Source organism: Vibrio sp. CCB-PB317 (genome assembly GCF_022808245.1).
GTDB lineage: Bacteria > Pseudomonadota > Gammaproteobacteria > Enterobacterales > Vibrionaceae > Vibrio > Vibrio diabolicus.
Window position 1 is genome coordinate 17,881 of record NZ_JALGNU010000001.1, and the last position, 15,885, is coordinate 33,765.

Annotated in this window: 18 protein-coding genes; 3 read left to right on the plus strand and 15 right to left on the minus strand. The window is 45.1% G+C overall.

Annotated features, from left to right (window positions below; translation table 11 throughout):
• Positions 1–396 precede the first annotated feature (396 nt).
• The 4 genes from rpoH to ftsY form a co-directional block, all read right to left on the minus strand.
• Positions 397–1,254 (minus strand): RNA polymerase sigma factor RpoH, encoded by an 858-nt coding sequence (gene rpoH / locus MTR11_RS00095; protein WP_005378693.1) that lies wholly within the window; start codon positions 1,252–1,254, stop codon positions 397–399.
• Positions 1,255–1,431: 177 nt separating this feature from the next.
• Positions 1,432–2,400, minus strand: coding sequence for a permease-like cell division protein FtsX (gene ftsX, locus MTR11_RS00100; RefSeq protein WP_243326847.1), 969 nt, complete (start codon positions 2,398–2,400; stop codon positions 1,432–1,434).
• On the minus strand, positions 2,390–3,064 hold the full coding sequence (ftsE, locus tag MTR11_RS00105; RefSeq protein WP_243326848.1) for a cell division ATP-binding protein FtsE: 675 nt from the start codon (positions 3,062–3,064) through the stop codon (positions 2,390–2,392). Before ftsE ends, ftsX begins: the two co-directional genes overlap by 11 nt.
• Before the next feature lie 22 nt (positions 3,065–3,086).
• Positions 3,087–4,283, minus strand: a complete 1,197-nt coding sequence (gene ftsY, locus MTR11_RS00110) for a signal recognition particle-docking protein FtsY (protein WP_243326849.1) — start codon at positions 4,281–4,283, stop codon at positions 3,087–3,089.
• 230 nt (positions 4,284–4,513) lie between these two features.
• Between ftsY and rsmD the strand changes: the two genes are divergently transcribed.
• Both rsmD and MTR11_RS00120 read left to right on the plus strand, forming a co-directional pair.
• Positions 4,514–5,113 carry a 16S rRNA (guanine(966)-N(2))-methyltransferase RsmD gene (gene rsmD, locus MTR11_RS00115; RefSeq protein WP_005378702.1) on the plus strand — a complete coding sequence of 200 codons (600 nt, stop codon included), beginning with the start codon at positions 4,514–4,516 and terminating at the stop codon, positions 5,111–5,113.
• Between the two features lie 25 nt (positions 5,114–5,138).
• Positions 5,139–5,405, plus strand: a complete 267-nt coding sequence (locus tag MTR11_RS00120) for a DUF1145 domain-containing protein (RefSeq protein ID WP_005378704.1) — start codon at positions 5,139–5,141, stop codon at positions 5,403–5,405.
• Positions 5,406–5,462: 57 nt separating this feature from the next.
• On the opposite strand, the gene MTR11_RS00125 is transcribed toward MTR11_RS00120, so the two are convergent.
• The 4 genes from MTR11_RS00125 to MTR11_RS00140 form a co-directional block, all read right to left on the minus strand.
• Complete coding sequence (locus MTR11_RS00125; RefSeq protein WP_005393807.1) at positions 5,463–6,047, minus strand: YhgN family NAAT transporter; 585 nt, start codon at positions 6,045–6,047, stop codon at positions 5,463–5,465.
• A gap of 107 nt (positions 6,048–6,154) precedes the next feature.
• On the minus strand, positions 6,155–6,376 hold the full coding sequence (locus tag MTR11_RS00130; protein ID WP_005393809.1) for a YecH family metal-binding protein: 222 nt from the start codon (positions 6,374–6,376) through the stop codon (positions 6,155–6,157).
• A 69-nt stretch (positions 6,377–6,445) separates the two neighbouring features.
• Positions 6,446–7,066 carry a lysoplasmalogenase gene (locus tag MTR11_RS00135; protein WP_005393811.1) on the minus strand — a complete coding sequence of 207 codons (621 nt, stop codon included), beginning with the start codon at positions 7,064–7,066 and terminating at the stop codon, positions 6,446–6,448.
• Positions 7,067–8,148: 1,082 nt separating this feature from the next.
• Entirely contained in the window at positions 8,149–8,517 is a 369-nt protein-coding gene (locus MTR11_RS00140; protein ID WP_005393815.1) for a hypothetical protein, read from the minus strand.
• A gap of 328 nt (positions 8,518–8,845) precedes the next feature.
• On the opposite strand from MTR11_RS00140, the gene MTR11_RS00145 reads away from it, so the two are divergent.
• Positions 8,846–9,175 carry a DUF2500 domain-containing protein gene (locus MTR11_RS00145; protein WP_012841295.1) on the plus strand — a complete coding sequence of 110 codons (330 nt, stop codon included), beginning with the start codon at positions 8,846–8,848 and terminating at the stop codon, positions 9,173–9,175.
• Here MTR11_RS00145 and MTR11_RS00150 read toward each other — a convergent pair.
• The 7 genes from MTR11_RS00150 to rhtB form a co-directional block, all read right to left on the minus strand.
• Entirely contained in the window at positions 9,172–10,185 is a 1,014-nt protein-coding gene (locus tag MTR11_RS00150; protein WP_005393819.1) for an acyltransferase, read from the minus strand. The genes MTR11_RS00145 and MTR11_RS00150 overlap by 4 nt on opposite strands.
• Positions 10,186–10,463: 278 nt before the next feature.
• Positions 10,464–11,681 (minus strand): organoarsenical effux MFS transporter ArsJ, encoded by a 1,218-nt coding sequence (gene arsJ / locus MTR11_RS00155; protein ID WP_243326850.1) that lies wholly within the window; start codon positions 11,679–11,681, stop codon positions 10,464–10,466.
• A 247-nt stretch (positions 11,682–11,928) separates the two neighbouring features.
• The gene (locus MTR11_RS00160; protein ID WP_104969943.1) at positions 11,929–12,432 is read right to left on the minus strand and encodes a cyclin-dependent kinase inhibitor 3 family protein; all 504 of its coding nucleotides are present in this window, start codon (positions 12,430–12,432) and stop codon (positions 11,929–11,931) included.
• Between the two features lie 12 nt (positions 12,433–12,444).
• Entirely contained in the window at positions 12,445–13,446 is a 1,002-nt protein-coding gene (locus MTR11_RS00165; protein ID WP_005393824.1) for an ArsJ-associated glyceraldehyde-3-phosphate dehydrogenase, read from the minus strand.
• Positions 13,447–13,488: 42 nt separating this feature from the next.
• Positions 13,489–13,824, minus strand: coding sequence for a metalloregulator ArsR/SmtB family transcription factor (locus MTR11_RS00170; protein WP_182037233.1), 336 nt, complete (start codon positions 13,822–13,824; stop codon positions 13,489–13,491).
• A 155-nt stretch (positions 13,825–13,979) separates the two neighbouring features.
• Positions 13,980–15,203, minus strand: coding sequence for an EAL and HDOD domain-containing protein (locus tag MTR11_RS00175; protein WP_243326851.1), 1,224 nt, complete (start codon positions 15,201–15,203; stop codon positions 13,980–13,982).
• A 24-nt stretch (positions 15,204–15,227) separates the two neighbouring features.
• Positions 15,228–15,845, minus strand: coding sequence for a homoserine/homoserine lactone efflux protein (gene rhtB / locus MTR11_RS00180; protein WP_243326852.1), 618 nt, complete (start codon positions 15,843–15,845; stop codon positions 15,228–15,230).
• Between the last annotated feature and the right edge of the window lie 40 nt (positions 15,846–15,885).

Below are 15,885 nucleotides of genomic sequence, written 5' to 3' on the forward strand. Positions count from 1 at the left end.
CTTGGGTATACTGCCGCTATTGTAACCTATCCAACGGCAAACTTAGACACATGGATAATCAGGGCTTTCAAAAGTGTACACATTCCAACCATTTGTGGATAAAGCTGTGAATTGCGTTGATAAGGTGTATTTGGATCTTTTGATCCACAATATGTAGTGATGATCCTGATCTAACTGTGTGTATATCTATAACTATCCCCAGATGGAAAAGTGCTTGAATCCCTTATTTTGTCCGGGTTTCGAACAGTTGATAAATAATTACTTCACAGAGTTATACACAGGTAGCACATAAAATCCGGATCGCAAACGCTATCGATTTTCGATCGACAATAAAAAAGCCGAGATCACATGATCTCGGCTTTCTATGAAAATCTTACTTTCAATTAGCAGTGGAAATTAAAATTCACCCACGGCCAATTTTAGTTTCTTCATTGCGTTTTTTTCTAGCTGGCGAATACGCTCGGCAGAAACACCGAACTCATCAGCTAAGTCTTGCAATGTTGCTTTCTCATCATCTAACCAACGAGAACGCACGATGCGCTGACTACGCTCATCCAAACTCGCTAATGCATGACCCAGACGATTATTGGTATGCATTTCCCAGTTTGCAGCTTCGATGTTGTCAGCCACATCAGACGATTTGTCTTCTAGGTACAGCATTGGCGCTGTGTAAGCGTTTGAGCTGTCGTCTTCGTCAGTTGGCATATCAAAGGTTGAATCCACCGCCGCTAAGCGTGATTCCATCTCGCGAACTTCAGAAGGCTCAACACCTAACTCACGCGCAACGGTTTCGACTTCACCGTTGTTAAACCAACCCAAGCGCTTTTTCGACTTACGCAAGTTGAAGAACAACTTACGTTGCGCTTTAGTGGTCGCAATTTTCACGATACGCCAGTTACGTAGCACGTATTCGTGGATCTCTGCTTTGATCCAGTGGACAGCAAAAGACACCAAGCGAACCCCTACCTCTGGGTTAAAACGCTTAACGGCTTTCATTAGACCGATGTTACCCTCTTGCACAAGGTCCGCCATTGGCAAACCGTAGCCAGAGTAACCACGAGCAACGTGAACAACGAATCGTAGGTGCGAAAGAATTAGACCTTTTGCAGCCTCAATCTCACCTTTGTAGTGTAATCGTTCTGCCAGCTCACGCTCTTCGTCTGCAGTCAGCATTGGGTAGCTGTTTACTGAGCGAATATAGCTATCAAGGCTATCTTGCGTGACTAGAGCCATCGGATACGCTTCTTTTGTCATTCAATTCCTCATCAATCTCTGATCTGGAGCATTACATTGCAAATTTAGCTTCGATATCTTGAACTCAAAATGAACAAGTTTCAAGAAGGGGAAGCAATTATCCATAAACATTCGGTCTAAACAAGGGATCCAGATTAGCTAGTGCTAATAAAATCCAAGTAGTAAGACCTTCATCACTTAAACTGGTTCAATTTCTTTTAAATGTCGTTGCGCAGAAAAGCGCGCCGCAATGCATCCCAAAAGACTACCAATGATGATTAATAACAAAGATTCATCCCAGCTTAGACCAATCAGGCGAAACTGGCTGTCGTACAATGCAGCAAGATCTTCCACCGCACTATTCATAACAATGGTCACTAAAGCCGTTACCAACCACGCGATGGTGGCACCTAATACGCCAAACCACATACCCGTGTACAAATAAGGGCGCAGAATAAAACTGTCCGTCGCACCGATCAGTTTCATGGTTTGAATCTCTTCTTTATTCGCCAGCACATTAAATCGCAACGTGTTGCCAACGATTAAAAATACCGCACCGAGCATCAACACTGTCAGAGTAATGACAATAATACTCGCGAGAGTTTTGATCGCATCAAGACGCGCCAGCCAGTCTTCGTCAAGTCTCACATCGGTCACATCTTGTTGCTCTCGAACGTCTTTGGCTAATGACTGAATATCACTTTTTAGCTCCGAGTCTGGCGTAATCACCAACACACCGGGTAGCGCATAGCCACTTAAAAGGCTGATAGCCTGATCGAATCCTGCATATTGGCTCAAATCAGACAGACCTTGCTGTGGAGAAATATATTCTACTTCTTTTACCAAAGGCCAAGTTTCAATTTGATCTTTGAGAACCATCACACGTGCATCCGGCATGCCTTCTACTAAGTAAGCACTAACTTGCGAAGGAGAGGCGACATCTTCCGCTGCCCCCGCAACGTTTTTCCCCATTAGATACAAACAAGCAGGCATAGCAAGAGCCATTGAAATAACGGCTAGGGTCAGGATATTACCTAAAGGTCGTTGCCATAAGGCGCTAAAAGAGGATTTTGCTTGTTTTGCGTGGACAGAGAAAAAACCATCGGTATTTGCACGCTTGGCACTGCGGCCTTTCCCCTTCTTTTGGGAGTGCTTGTTACCTGTCATAGTCTTCTACCTCACTTAGGAAGCCTTGGTTTAATTCAAAATGACGATACTGTGGGCGAGTGTTTACTAACCCCACATCGTGCGTGGCGAGTAAGATGGTCACTCCCGCACGATTAAATTCTTCGAACAACCGCAATACACGATTGGATAGTTCGGGATCGAGGTTACCTGTCGGCTCATCAGCCACCAGCAACGTTGGTCGATTGACTACGGCACGAGCAATACCGACGCGTTGTTGCTCACCACCAGAGAGTTGGCTCGGCAGGCAACGAGCCTTATCAAGCAAGCCCGTTTTATCTAACGCCGCAGAAACGCGGCGTTTGATTTCGTTTTCAGAAATCGATTCGATGCGCATCGGCAGAGCGACATTGTCGTATACGCTGCGATCCATCAATAGGCGATGATCTTGAAAAACAATCCCAATATTGCGGCGCAAAAAAGGGATGTCTTTGCTTGGAATACGCGTGATGTCGTGGCCATTAAAATGGATTTTCCCATCAGTTGGTCGCTCTATCGCGCAGATCAATTTCAGCAAGGTACTTTTACCAGCCCCGGAATGCCCGCCTAAAAACGCCATTTCACCGCGCCTCAGGTGAAAATCGACTTTTTGCAGTGCTTGTCGACCACCTCGGTAAGCTTTGCTTACTTGCTGAAATTTGATCACCGTTGATTTCCTCTAACTCTTTTTATTCTTCACGACTAAACAGTGCGTCAATAAACTCTTGAGTTTCAAATGGACGCAAGTCTTCGATACCTTCACCCACACCAATGTAACGAATTGGAATACCAAACTGATCAGCAATAGCGAAAATTACGCCGCCCTTGGCTGTACCATCCAGCTTAGTCAAAGTAATCCCGGTTAGAGGGGCAACATCACTGAAAAGTTTCGCTTGGCTGATGGCATTTTGCCCTGTACCTGCGTCTAGCGTCAGCATGATCTCGTGTGGTGCAGAGTCATCAATTTTCTTCATCACACGTACAATCTTACGCAGCTCTTCCATTAGGTTCGCTTTGTTCTGTAGACGACCCGCTGTATCAGCAATCACAACATCCACACCACGTGCTTTTGCCGCTTCAATCGCATCATAGATAACAGAAGCACTGTCTGCGCCAGTATGTTGAGCAATCACAGGAACATTATTACGTTCACCCCACACTTGTAGCTGCTCAACCGCTGCGGCACGGAAAGTATCGCCCGCTGCAAGCATCACTTTTTTGCCTTGAGTTTGGAACTGCTTGGCAAGCTTACCGATGGTCGTGGTTTTACCCACGCCATTTACACCCACCATTAAGATAACATAAGGCGTTTTGTTGCTATCGATTTCTAGTGGCTGCTCGACTTTAGAAAGAATCTCAGCCATTTCTTCTTTCAACAAACCATAAAGGGCTTCGCCGTCTTTTAGATCGCCACGTGTGGCTTTTTCTGTCAGGTTGTTGATAATTTTTGTTGTGGTATTCATGCCCACATCAGCAATAAGCAGTTGCTCTTCTAGCTCTTCAAATAAGTCTTCATCGATTTTCTTACCGCTGAACAGACCGAAGAAGCCAGCGCCGATGTTTGCTTTTGTGCGGCTTAGGCTGCGTTTGAGGCGAGCAAAAAAGCTCTCTGTTGGCTTTTCTTGTTCTTGAACGCGAGGTGCAGCAGGCTCTTCTGCTTCTGCTTCTGCTTCTGCTTCTGCTGGGGCAGCCTCCGCTTTTTTCGATTCTTCTTCAAGTTCTGGCATTGCTTCCGCTTGCTCAGCAGCCGCGTCGGTTTGCTGCTCTTCAGAAGGCGCTTCCACTGCTTCTTCTTTTACTGTTTCTTCAGTTTTTGGTTTTGGGCTTTGTTCTTCGTCACCAAAACCTAGCCACGAAAGTAATCCGCGCTTCTTTTTTTCCGTCATCTGGGGCTATCCTAGATTGTTCTTTTATCTATTAATGACTCTTTTTTGACAAGATTATTATCTGTCTAAAAAAGGCTAATGACAAAGTTGTGAAAACTTTCCGATTAGGTAATTCTAATCTTATTAGTGTTACACTCTGTCATCTTGAATATTCTGGGCTGTATCCAAGCTCCAAGCTCACTGCTTGGGCGATTAGATATAGTATCACTTTATTAGCGGTCAAAAAATCTATGGTAAGACGTCGCCAGCAAAACTCATCACAAAAAAAGCCAACAACGGGCTTTGTTCGCATTATTAGTGGCTTATGGAGAGGCAGAAAACTTCCTGTACACGATGCTGAAGGCTTACGCCCCACGACAGATCGCGTCAAAGAAACGCTGTTTAACTGGTTAGCTCAAGATGTGCCGCAGGCAAAATGTCTCGACTTGTTTGCTGGCTCTGGCGGCTTGGGATTTGAGTCAGCTTCGCGCCAAGCAGAGCAAGTGACCATGGTTGAGCTGAACCCACAAGCTTTCCAACAGTTACAAAAGAATGTGGCCTCTCTTAACGCGAACAACATCCAAGTGGTAAATACCGACGCACTGAGCTTTTTGAAGCAACCGGGTTCTGCTCACCATGTGGTGTTTATTGACCCACCGTTTCGCAAAGGTCTATTGGATGAGACCGTGGCTCTGCTAGAACAAAATGGCTGGCTCGCGGAAGATGCGATGATTTATATTGAAACAGAAAAAGAACTCAATATTGCCGACTTACCAGAAAACTGGCAATTACATCGAGAAAAAACAGCAGGCCAAGTGAGCTATCGTCTGTATGAACGTACCTCCGCATAACACCTCGATTTAAAAGGATACTTAAATGAAAGCACTAATTATGCTGGCCAAAGCGGCTATCGCCTTTGTTTGGTTAGTATTGATCCTCAATATCTTTATGCCGTTTCCCGGTAATGCCGCGATTGCGCTGTACATCATGACCGCTTTTTTGTTCATCATGCACGGTTTACAAATGGCCATCTTCATTGGCGCATTTGGCGACAAAATTAAAATGAGCAGTTGGGAAAAATATTCCATCCTGATCTTTGGTATTTTTGCCCTGCTCGATATTCGTCGTAAACACATGATGTAATCGCCCAAATACTAAAAAGCCGCTCTCAAGAGCGGCTTTTTTATTGCGTTTATTCCGTCACCCAAGATAACTCTTAACACCATCCAAAAACATTTGAGTGGAGATCATCACCAGCAACAAGCCCATTAAACGCTCTACCGCTTTTAAGCCACGCTCGCCCAACAAACGATTAAAGAAGCCATAAAACATTAGAATAAAAAATGTTGCGCCCCACGCAATCACAACTGATGCGGACATTTCCAACATTTTTTCTGGATGCTGTGAAGATAGCAAAAGCAATGCTGCAATCACTGAAGGGCCCGCGATCATAGGAATGGCCATCGGAACAATAAAGGGCTCCTCGCCTGCCGCCAGTCCAGTGATGCTGCCAGCACTCGGAAAGATCATCTTAATCGCGATAATGAAGAGAATAATGCCACCTGAAATGCTGAGCGTTTCTGGCTGGACATGCAAAAAACTTAAGATGCTTTGTCCTGCAAACAGAAACAACATCAAGATTAGTAAGGCAAACAGTAGTTCACGAATCAATACCTTACGGCGACGCTTAGGATCGATGTGCTTGAGAATAGACAACACAATCGGCAAATTACCGAGAGGGTCCATGATTAGAAACAGCATGGTCGCTGCAGAAAGAATGTCCATATTCTGGCCTCACCTAAAAAATGGCGGCCAGTGTATAGCAAACTGACAACGTGAGTACATGGCTGAGGGCGAAAACAGCATATTCACCCTCGCATCATAGCCGCCGCTTAGTGATTGCAGACACGCGCCATATTGACCACAAACTTACCTTCAAGCTCACGGATTTTGTCGCGCTTGAGCAAAAATGCTAGCAATGCATCTAAGTCTAGATCATTCAGTTTACAGGTGTGAAAGCGAACGGTGTTGCCAAAGTGCTGTGCCAGCGCTTCGCGATCCATTGGCGTTTCTCGAAGTAGGTTTAGCAGCTCGTGGGCATGGATTTCACTCATTATTGACTCCAGTCATCAAGAACAATACGTCCAGTTTACTGAAATCTTCGAGAGCTGCTTTGACTTAAATTAGTAAATGATAGAGGCAACAATGAGGGCGTGGGCAAAGAAGTAGCTACCACTTACCCACAAATAGGCGTGTTTCATCGGTTTTCGGTAACCGTGTATCGCATACGCCAACGCCGAATAGATCAAAACTAGGGTTCCGCTGAAACCGATAGCATTGGCATAGCTCGGGGCCTGCAACCAAACTTCACCCGCCGCCCAAGCAAGCTGAACCAACATCATCCCCATGATCACAACAGGAAACACCAGAGAGTCGAGTTGAGGTAGCAACAAAAAGAACGCCACGATACTCGCTGCGAGCAGTAGGGCCAACAGCCACCAGACAATCTCACCATTAAGCTGCACCCAAAATGACTTGCTGTAGCACACCTGAGCAAGCAAATACGCAGCAAAGTAAATTAGCTTGCGAGTTTTAAACGAGTGCAGCGTATCTGCCACCATAGACACAATAAGCCCACCCGCAATCCAGTAGGTATATGTTGCGGATGCGCCTTGAGTTAACACCAACACAAGAAGAAGTAGCAGAGTAAAGATTTTAAACACGAGGGATTGTGTCGGGTTAGCTTGTTTTGCTCCCAACACGGAATACACACCTGATAGCCCTATCGCCAGCCAACTCCACATGCCGTATACACCTTTTACTTAAACTCGCCGCTAGTCTAGGTAGACCAGTTTTGATGTAAAGACACAATCTGCGAAAGTTGGATCTCGCTAGCGATTCGAAACATTTTGTAACCCTCAGTCTGCACAACAATTAAGTCGATGAGCCTTAGTGACGGCCATAAATATGGGGCACTGCCCTATCCCATGAGCCAAGTTCATAAAATCACACGGCACAGTAACCCGCGCTTATTAAAACAATTTAACTAAAAGCCAGCCCAATGGCCTTGGTAACCCATCACGTCAAAAACTGATGACTAAACCATCAGACTGCATACATCACAGGCAACAAGAATAAATAACAGACACAAAAAAGAAAATCGTCTTGGTAGCGAGCTAAAATAGTAGAAACCACCGATGAACAGATTAGAACAACATGAAAAATCAAACTTAACTCAATAACAAAAACATCAAATAACGAACGTAAGCTAATGATAAATAAAGCCACATTCTCAATAACCATTGAAAACACCGACTTCATAAACCATCAAATCACTAAACACTTTTTAAGCCCATATTTTCTCATTAGATAAGAAAATTCCCCTTCCACACCTCAACTCAATGATGCACCTCCATAGCACATCTTTTTATTTTCTCAATTTTTGAGAAACACAGACAAAATCGGCAATCAACATACCAGCCGAAACAAAAAACAATTTCCAAGCCAACAACAAACCAAGATTGACACTTTAAAATCATATGCTTAAATGAAATACGAACAACAATCACACAATGCGAGCATTTTAAATACAACACAAAAAACACAGTTTCATTAGTCAAAAACACGTAAAAAAAGACAAGTTAAGTGTATTTTTTGAAAAGATTATCGAGCATATGTTGATCAAACCCCAAAAACAGTGCTATATTAAATTCATCGAGTTCATCAAAGATTAAGGGGTAGTGTTATGATTTCATCTTCTCAAAAACAAGGGCTGGTAATGATTGCAGTGGTTGTGGGTTTAATGACACTGCCAATGATGTACTAACCTACTGATTAAAAATAAAAAAGGACGCAAATGCGTCCTTTTTTATTTATCTGTGCTTTTCTACTGTATGTGTTTGGACAAGATATCCCAATGCATGTAGTAGAAACCAAGAGCGGCGAGCGTAATCAACGTCATTAGCAAAATTGCTGCACGCCAAATAAAACGAGAGCTTCTTGGCGTTAGCTCTTTTTCACAAGCGTCACATGCCGCCATAAAGCCTTTCCGATCATCCAGCTTATAATCGTCTTCGTGAACCACTTTATTACGCACAGTAGCGATAAAACGAAGCTTCGCTATCACGTCATGTGGTAAACGTTCTTCACAACTATTAATAAGTTGGTGTAACCCTTTCCCTTCTGCATGGTACTGAGTACGCAAAAGTTTTTCGATCGTTCGGGTACGCATGACTACTTTTTCAATATCTGACATCGTAACCCTCCTTACCAGACCCTTCCCGTGTTCGTTATTTTTATTCTTCTATAAATTTAGAGCTTTTTCGAGCCGTTAAGTGCAATTTTACTTTCAATTTGTGCCCTTGAGCGCATATAGCCAGACAAGTGAAAGCTGCTTGGTTCAGCTTTAGTGACGTAGCTTGCAGATGAAGCAACGATTTCATCGCGCGCCCATTGAGGTAAACCGTGAAGTGCGCCGAATAAAATTCATGTCCCTTTCATTAGATTATGAATAAGTTATCTCAACTCATCGTTTCATCAGTGAGTTCTGTAGAATAGAGCTCAATGAAACATCGGAGGTTAACATGCCAATCTCACTTATTGTCGCCCTGTTCGCCCTTATTGCTTTGGGCGCATGGGTATTTTTTCGTTTCTATAGCAAGCACTATGTGGGCGAAGATGCTCCAGAACAAAGTGCACAGGTAACTATTTTAGATAAGCAAGCTATCGACGTCCCAGATGCACCACCAGGCCAAGACGACCAAGAATATTGGATTTATGTCCAACGCGGTTCTATTGGCCCTAAACGAGAGTTCCAAATTGGAGTGCACTACTACCATGCACTCAACCCTGGAGATAAAGGAACGCTAACCTATCGTGGTAACAAATTCCTTCACTTCGCCATCAAACGTTAAGGCAGTAACCAACGAGTCTTGGCAGAGCGAGAAAATAGATAGCTCATCGCCAAGGCTCCAGCTCCACTGATAATGATCCAGACTGGAATCACCCATGCGGGATGTCCGGTGTACCAACCAAACGCTTTCATCGGCCATAAGAAAATTGGGTGAAGTAAGTAAATCCCCAAGCTGTGCTGACTGATCACACTCACCACTTTTTGTACTTTTGGTGACAAGCCTTCCCCAAAGTAACGACCGATCATGAAAATCATCGAAGCCGCTAGAATGACATTCAGTGTTTTGTAAGAAAGCCAGCGTCCAACCGTGTACTTCTCCGCCTCTAAACTGTTCGTCACGACCATAGTAAATGTCACAGCCAACGCGACGAGGCCAAACCCTGTAAATAAGGTCACCATAGAGCGGTTCAAAGGCACTTTTTGAAATAGAACATAACCCAGAGGAAGGTAACCCATGTAGAGCCACATTTGGTTACTCCACGGACCATCAATCTTGAACAAAAACAGCGTGCTGGTGAAAAGCCAAAATGCGAGATAGGTATACAACACATTGTCATCAACGTTGCGTACCATCCATTGGAACAACGGAATCACAAAATACAGCGGTATAAAGTAATAGAAAAAACCGAGGTGGTAATACGTTGCGTGGAATGGGCTATTGCTTAACACCTCTTTTACGGTTTCAAAGTCAAACCCTTGAGCCGTCCAGCCAGAGAGGTATGCATAAAACATCGACCAAATAAGAAATGGGACTAAGACTTTGCCTAAACGCCTTTTGATATAATACTTACCGTCAAATGGTCGAGTGTCACTGAGCATCAACGCTCCGGTGATCAGAATGAAAACTGGCACCGCCCAGCGGGTAACGCTATTAACGCCTACCGCCGTCAACCATTGGTCAAACGGGATCACTCCTAACTCATTTCGATAAGGGGCCAAGACGTGAATGGCGATCACTGCCACCGCAGCAAAGCAGCGCAATAAATCAAAAAACAGAACCCTTTCTCTCATACCTTTCCCTACTTTGAGTCGCTTATCGTTTATAGCATAGGGTAAATCTCAGCCAGTGAAATGGTTAACAATCTGTTTTTGCTTATTTTTAACGCAACAATGACCTACAACGGGGATTTCATCGCCACTCTAATCAATTAACGAGAACCAAACATCAGCATTCACCCTCGATGCCAAACCCACACAGTTTGATTACATCAAACGGCGCATAAGAAACAAAAATGGCTCCAAGTTGGAGCCATTTTGTACGATCTACAGATAAAAACACCGGGCAAAATTTACGCTGTGGCAACGTTAGCTTTTGGCAACTTAATCGAAATCAACGTCGTCAGCGCCAAGAAAGCAAAGGAGACCCATAAGCACGCCGCAAGACCAGCCTCTTGGTAGATCCAACCCGATAATACCGTGCCAATCAAACGTCCCATCGCATTGGCCATGTAATAGAAGCCAACATCCAGAGACACACCATCGCCTTTGGCATAGCTCACAATCAGATACGAGTGAAGTGAAGAGTTAATGGCAAACACAGCACCAAAAATCATTAACCCCACAACAATTACCAACTCAGGCTGCCAGCCGATTTGCACACCATAAGCAATACCGCCCGTAATTAACGCAAGAGTTCCTGCCCATACGAATGCTGCACTACCATCAGGCACGCGACCTTGCGCTTTGCCAGTAATACGCGGCGCAAAGCCTTGCACAAACCCATAAGCAATGACCCATGCGGCTAAAAAGCCACCGACCCACAAGTGATCCCAGCCAAACACACTGCCGAGATAAATAGGCAGAGCGACCACAAACCACACATCACGCGCCCCAAACAAGAACATACGTGCCGCAGATAAAATATTTATAGATTCGGACTTGGAGAAAATTTGGCGAAACTTAGGTTTGCTCTTTGCTTTACCCATGTCAGCTTCTAGCCAGATCATGCTGCAAACAAACACCAATGCCAGCACACTCGCCATAATAAACATCGAGTTTTGGAAACCCACCCAAGACAACAACAAGCCACCGACAAAGAAACCCGCTCCTTTGAGCGCGTTCTTCGAGCCCGTCAAAATGGCCACCCATTTGTAAAGTGCGCCTTGCTGCTCGTCTGGTACTAATGTTTTAATCGCACTCTTGGCACTCATCTTGTTGAGATCTTTGGCAATCCCCGACAAAGCTTGCGCCGCCATCACCCAAGGAATCGTCAGCCATGCGTTGGGTACTGCCAGCATCAACAACGCAAACACTTGCATCGCTAAACCAATGTTCATGGTTTTGTTCAGGCCTAACCTTGCGCCCAACCAACCACCAATCAAATTGGTCACCACACCAAAAAATTCATAGAAAAGGAACAGTGAGGCAATAGCTAACGTGGAATAACCCAAGTCGTGAAAATAGAGCACCACCAGCATACGCAGCGCTCCGTCGGTCACGGTAAAGTTCCAATAGTTAAACGTCACTAACATGTACTGACGAATACTTTTGCTCAATTGAGAAATCATATTGACCTCTTATGTACAGCGATAGAAGCATTTAGATCATCATGAGCCAAATGCTTATTAACCTGTACACCAACCATAAGGCGATACAACCTTAGTTCGAATTCACAAACACACCGAAATTTACAAATGGAAAAATATAACCAATAAAAACAAAAATTTAGACTGAAATCTTTAGTTTTACTGCTGACCTATTTTCCATTATATAAACTGGAACATAGCTTTTGGATCATGATGTTCCAAAAGCTATTTAAGCTGACCAAGCGTCTTTCGCCACGCGTTCGATGTACTCAAGCTGCACCGGTTTTGTAAACGCACCAGGGCGAAGAGCCTGCACTTCTCGCACGATATCTTCTAACTGCCATTTCTTCTCTAGCAGCAAGTGAGCCGCAAACAAACCTGTACGACCCGAGCCGCCCATGCAGTGCATCGCGACTTTGCCACCTTGAGCAAGAATCGCATGCAGTTCCGGACTAGCTTGTTGCCACTTCGCCGCAAATTCGTCACTTGGTGCGCAGTCATCTTCAATCTCGATCTGGAACCATTTCATGCCCAGCTGCTGAGTGGTGTCACCCAAAGCCGCAACGTCTTTCGCTGCTAACTCGCTATCGTCCAATGCAGTAACGACCGCTTGAACCCCCTGCTCCTTCAACTGTTCCAACGACGCTTTCAACTCGACGCCTTTGGTACCCGGGCACGGTGTTAGGACTAATGCACCAGAGTCCAAATCTAATTGCCATGTAGGATGAGACATTATGAACTCCTGTTATGCCAGACCAACGTTTCGAACCAATTCTGCGGTGCGCGTTGCGTATCCCATTTCATTGTCGTACCAGGCGTAAATCTTCACCATTCGTGAGCCAACCACCATGGTGGATTGTGCATCAACGATGGTTGAGCGTTGGTCGCCTTTGTAATCGATCGACACTAACGGACGTTCCTCAAAGCCAAGAATGCCTTTTAGCTCCCCTTCCGACGCCTCTTTCAGCAAAGCATTCACTTCTTCTGCTGTGGTATCGCGTTTTACATCGAAGATGATGTCGGTCAATGACGCATTCGCCAACGGTACACGTACCGCGTGGCCGTTAATCTTGCCTTTTAAATCTGGGAAAATTTCCACAATCGCAGTCGCACTACCGGTAGTGGTCGGGATAAGACTCATGCCGCACGCACGAGCACGGCGCAGATCTTTGTGCGGTGCATCCAAAATGGTTTGCGTATTGGTCAAATCGTGAATTGTCGTGAAAGAGGATTGCTCAATGCCCAACTTCTCATGAATGACTTTCACCACAGGCGCTATACAGTTTGTTGTGCACGAAGCGGCTGTCACGATACGATGTTTTTCAGGGTCGAAAATATGATCGTTCACGCCAACTACAATGTTCGCAATACCTTCTTCTTTCACTGGTGCACTCACCACCACGCGCTTCACACCTTGATCGAGGTATTGGTCTAGGTACGAGGTTTTGCGGTGTACACCTGTCGCTTCAATCACAACATCGCAGCCAGACCAGTTCACAGCGTCGATATCACGTTGCTGAGTCGTGGCGATGCGCTTGCCATTGATGACGAGTTCATTGCCCTCAACCTGCACTTCATGGTGCCAACGACCTTGCACTGAATCGAACTCTAATAAGTGGCCAAGCGTCGCTGCATCACCTGCGACATCGTTGATTTGCACAAACTCTAACTCTGGCCAGTCGAATGCCGCTCGCAGTGCTAAACGACCAATTCGGCCAAAGCCATTAATGCCTACTTTAATTGTCATAGTTTTACCCTTTAATCTTCTAACTTGAATCTCTGTTTGCTATTAACAGCAAGCCTCACGACTTTTATCGTGCAAGCGTGTGATGTCGTCTTGGTACTCTTTCTTCAAACAGTTTGATGCCACTAAGTCTTCAATCAGCTTACGCATCCAACCTGGTAATTGCTGCGATAACTCGTAGTACACCCATTGCCCTCGGCGTTTATCCACCAAGATGCCACTAGAGCGTAACTGAGCAAGATGACGAGAAACTTTCGGCTGACTCTCTTGCAACGCAAACGCCAAATCACCCACGCAAGTTTCGCCTTCACGGGCCACCAGCATTAAACAACGTACGCGCGTTTCATCGGATAATAGCTTGAAAAACTGATGTGGAAGCATAATAAACATACCTATATATGGATATGCGCATATATTTATTTAACTCTGAGATGTCGTCAAGAGTGAACCCATCATCGTCATAAAAGTTTCACATCGAAACAGCCAATAAAGATTGAGAGAAGAACGGTTAGAGAGAATAAAGATACGGCAGAAATTTACGCGGTTGCGACGTTTTGACTCCAGCGAACCGCTTCGCCTAACGAAAGCTTGACCTCTTCCAAAGACAATCCCAACTGCGTCGTGATTTTTTCAACGCCTGACCAGTCGGCACGCTCGTAACACTCTTCGAGAGAAATCAGCGCACCATAAACTCCCTTGCGATGTAATAAGGCTTGTTGTACGGATTCGCTAAGTGGCAATTGCTTGACTAAAGATTCCACCGACAAATCGAGCATCGCATCTAAAATCGATAATAAACCGACCATAAACCCTTGTTCGTTGAGGTGGGAAAATGGCTGATAACGCGACATTAATTGGCAGAACTGCGCTCGTTGTAATGAAAGGTGATACAGCTCTCGAGGCTTGTTACTAGAGATATACGACGCCACGACCAAGGAGACAAACTGCTTAAGATTATCCTGACCAAGGTAGATCAAGGCCTGACGAAACGAGCTGATTTCGACAGCGAGGTTTGGCGCTTGCGTATTTACAAAGCGCAATAATTTGTACGACAACGCGACATCTTGCGTAATGATGGTTTCAATACGAGTAAAGTCTGGCTCTGGTAAGCAGACTTCACGAAAAAGCTGTAGCGCTAACACTTGCTCAGGGCTCACGTATTTTGTTTGCGAAACTAATGGCTTACTAAAAAAGTAGCCTTGGAAAAACTTAAAGCCAGCCGCTTTGGCTTGCTCAAACTCTTCTGCGGTTTCAACACGTTCCGCCAAAAAGTGGTATTTGACGCGTTTAGCAAGGTGAGCTTTGACCAACGCACACGCTTTTTCCAGCCCCATTGCCATGATATCGAGTTTAACGATGTGCACGTAAGGTAAGAAGCGACGCCACTCCGGCGTTAAGGTGAAATCATCCAGCGCAATCAAATAACCTTCTCGATACAACTCGCGAATCGCATCGAGAAGATCATCGGTCGGCTGGCAAGTTTCCAGGACTTCGACGACGATTTTGTTTTTTGGCAAGCTGCGCGGTAAGCGACGCACCAAGCTTTGATGAGGAAAATTGATAAAGCATCGCGAAGAAGCAATCACTGGGTTAGTGCCCAGAGATAGGAAATTCTCGACAATTAATCGGTATGTTGCTCGGTTTGACTCAATATGCGAAGGGTATGCATTACTCTCCCCATCTCGAAACAACAATTCATAACCCAGCGTCTGTCTTTTGCGGTTAAAGATCGGCTGGCGAGCAACATACGTTGTATTCATGCTAAAGAAGGACCTATAAATGGCTTATGACTTTGCAGCTGCTAATAATGCACCACAACCCATAAACATTGAACCGAAGACTTTGTTTATTTTCTCCATGATTTTATCGGAGCGAATAAAACGTCCCATTTGCGCCGCCAAGGTGGTGTAACCCAACATCACGCACGCGTCGATCACAACAGTCGTAACACCAAGCACCAACAGTTGCGTCAGTTGGTCTTGTGCCGGGTCAATAAACTGTGGAAACAACGCCACCAGAAAAACAATCGATTTAGGGTTCGTTAGGTTAATCAAAATAGCTTTGTACAAGAGTGCCATGCCAGACATGTCTTTGTGGCTCTCAGCCGCCACCAAGCTGGAAGTGTCTCGCCATTTCTGGATACCCAACCAAACCAAATAAGCCGCGCCAACCCATTTAATGACAGAAAATGCCGTTGCCGACTGTGCGACCAGCGCACCAATTCCCGCCCCAACTAACGCAATGTGAATGGCCAAACCAATTTGGAGACCGATCACAGCCCCCAAAGATTTGCGAGTACCGTAACTCAAACCATTGCTGATTGAGTTCACCGTGCCAGACCCCGGAGCCAAACTAAAAACGATTGCAGTTACTACATAAGCTAACCAGACGTGGGTATCCATTGCATTTCCTCACTAATTCTTCGATGATACATCGCGTAAA

What these genes read in the sequence shown, in the direction of transcription:
- rpoH (WP_005378693.1), bottom strand. Translation starts at nt 1,254, where the DNA reads ATGACAAAAGAAGCGTATCCGATGGCTCTAGTCACGCAAGATAGCCTT.
- ftsX (WP_243326847.1), bottom strand. Translation starts at nt 2,400, where the DNA reads ATGACAGGTAACAAGCACTCCCAAAAGAAGGGGAAAGGCCGCAGTGCC.
- ftsY (WP_243326849.1), bottom strand. Translation starts at nt 4,283, where the DNA reads ATGACGGAAAAAAAGAAGCGCGGATTACTTTCGTGGCTAGGTTTTGGT.
- rsmD (WP_005378702.1), top strand. Translation starts at nt 4,514, where the DNA reads ATGGTAAGACGTCGCCAGCAAAACTCATCACAAAAAAAGCCAACAACG.
- MTR11_RS00120 (WP_005378704.1), top strand. Translation starts at nt 5,139, where the DNA reads ATGAAAGCACTAATTATGCTGGCCAAAGCGGCTATCGCCTTTGTTTGG.
- MTR11_RS00125 (WP_005393807.1), bottom strand. Translation starts at nt 6,047, where the DNA reads ATGGACATTCTTTCTGCAGCGACCATGCTGTTTCTAATCATGGACCCT.
- MTR11_RS00130 (WP_005393809.1), bottom strand. Translation starts at nt 6,376, where the DNA reads ATGAGTGAAATCCATGCCCACGAGCTGCTAAACCTACTTCGAGAAACG.
- MTR11_RS00135 (WP_005393811.1), bottom strand. Translation starts at nt 7,066, where the DNA reads ATGTGGAGTTGGCTGGCGATAGGGCTATCAGGTGTGTATTCCGTGTTG.
- MTR11_RS00140 (WP_005393815.1), bottom strand. Translation starts at nt 8,517, where the DNA reads ATGTCAGATATTGAAAAAGTAGTCATGCGTACCCGAACGATCGAAAAA.
- MTR11_RS00145 (WP_012841295.1), top strand. Translation starts at nt 8,846, where the DNA reads ATGCCAATCTCACTTATTGTCGCCCTGTTCGCCCTTATTGCTTTGGGC.
- MTR11_RS00150 (WP_005393819.1), bottom strand. Translation starts at nt 10,185, where the DNA reads ATGAGAGAAAGGGTTCTGTTTTTTGATTTATTGCGCTGCTTTGCTGCG.
- arsJ (WP_243326850.1), bottom strand. Translation starts at nt 11,681, where the DNA reads ATGATTTCTCAATTGAGCAAAAGTATTCGTCAGTACATGTTAGTGACG.
- MTR11_RS00160 (WP_104969943.1), bottom strand. Translation starts at nt 12,432, where the DNA reads ATGTCTCATCCTACATGGCAATTAGATTTGGACTCTGGTGCATTAGTC.
- MTR11_RS00165 (WP_005393824.1), bottom strand. Translation starts at nt 13,446, where the DNA reads ATGACAATTAAAGTAGGCATTAATGGCTTTGGCCGAATTGGTCGTTTA.
- MTR11_RS00170 (WP_182037233.1), bottom strand. Translation starts at nt 13,824, where the DNA reads ATGCTTCCACATCAGTTTTTCAAGCTATTATCCGATGAAACGCGCGTA.
- MTR11_RS00175 (WP_243326851.1), bottom strand. Translation starts at nt 15,203, where the DNA reads ATGAATACAACGTATGTTGCTCGCCAGCCGATCTTTAACCGCAAAAGA.
- rhtB (WP_243326852.1), bottom strand. Translation starts at nt 15,845, where the DNA reads ATGGATACCCACGTCTGGTTAGCTTATGTAGTAACTGCAATCGTTTTT.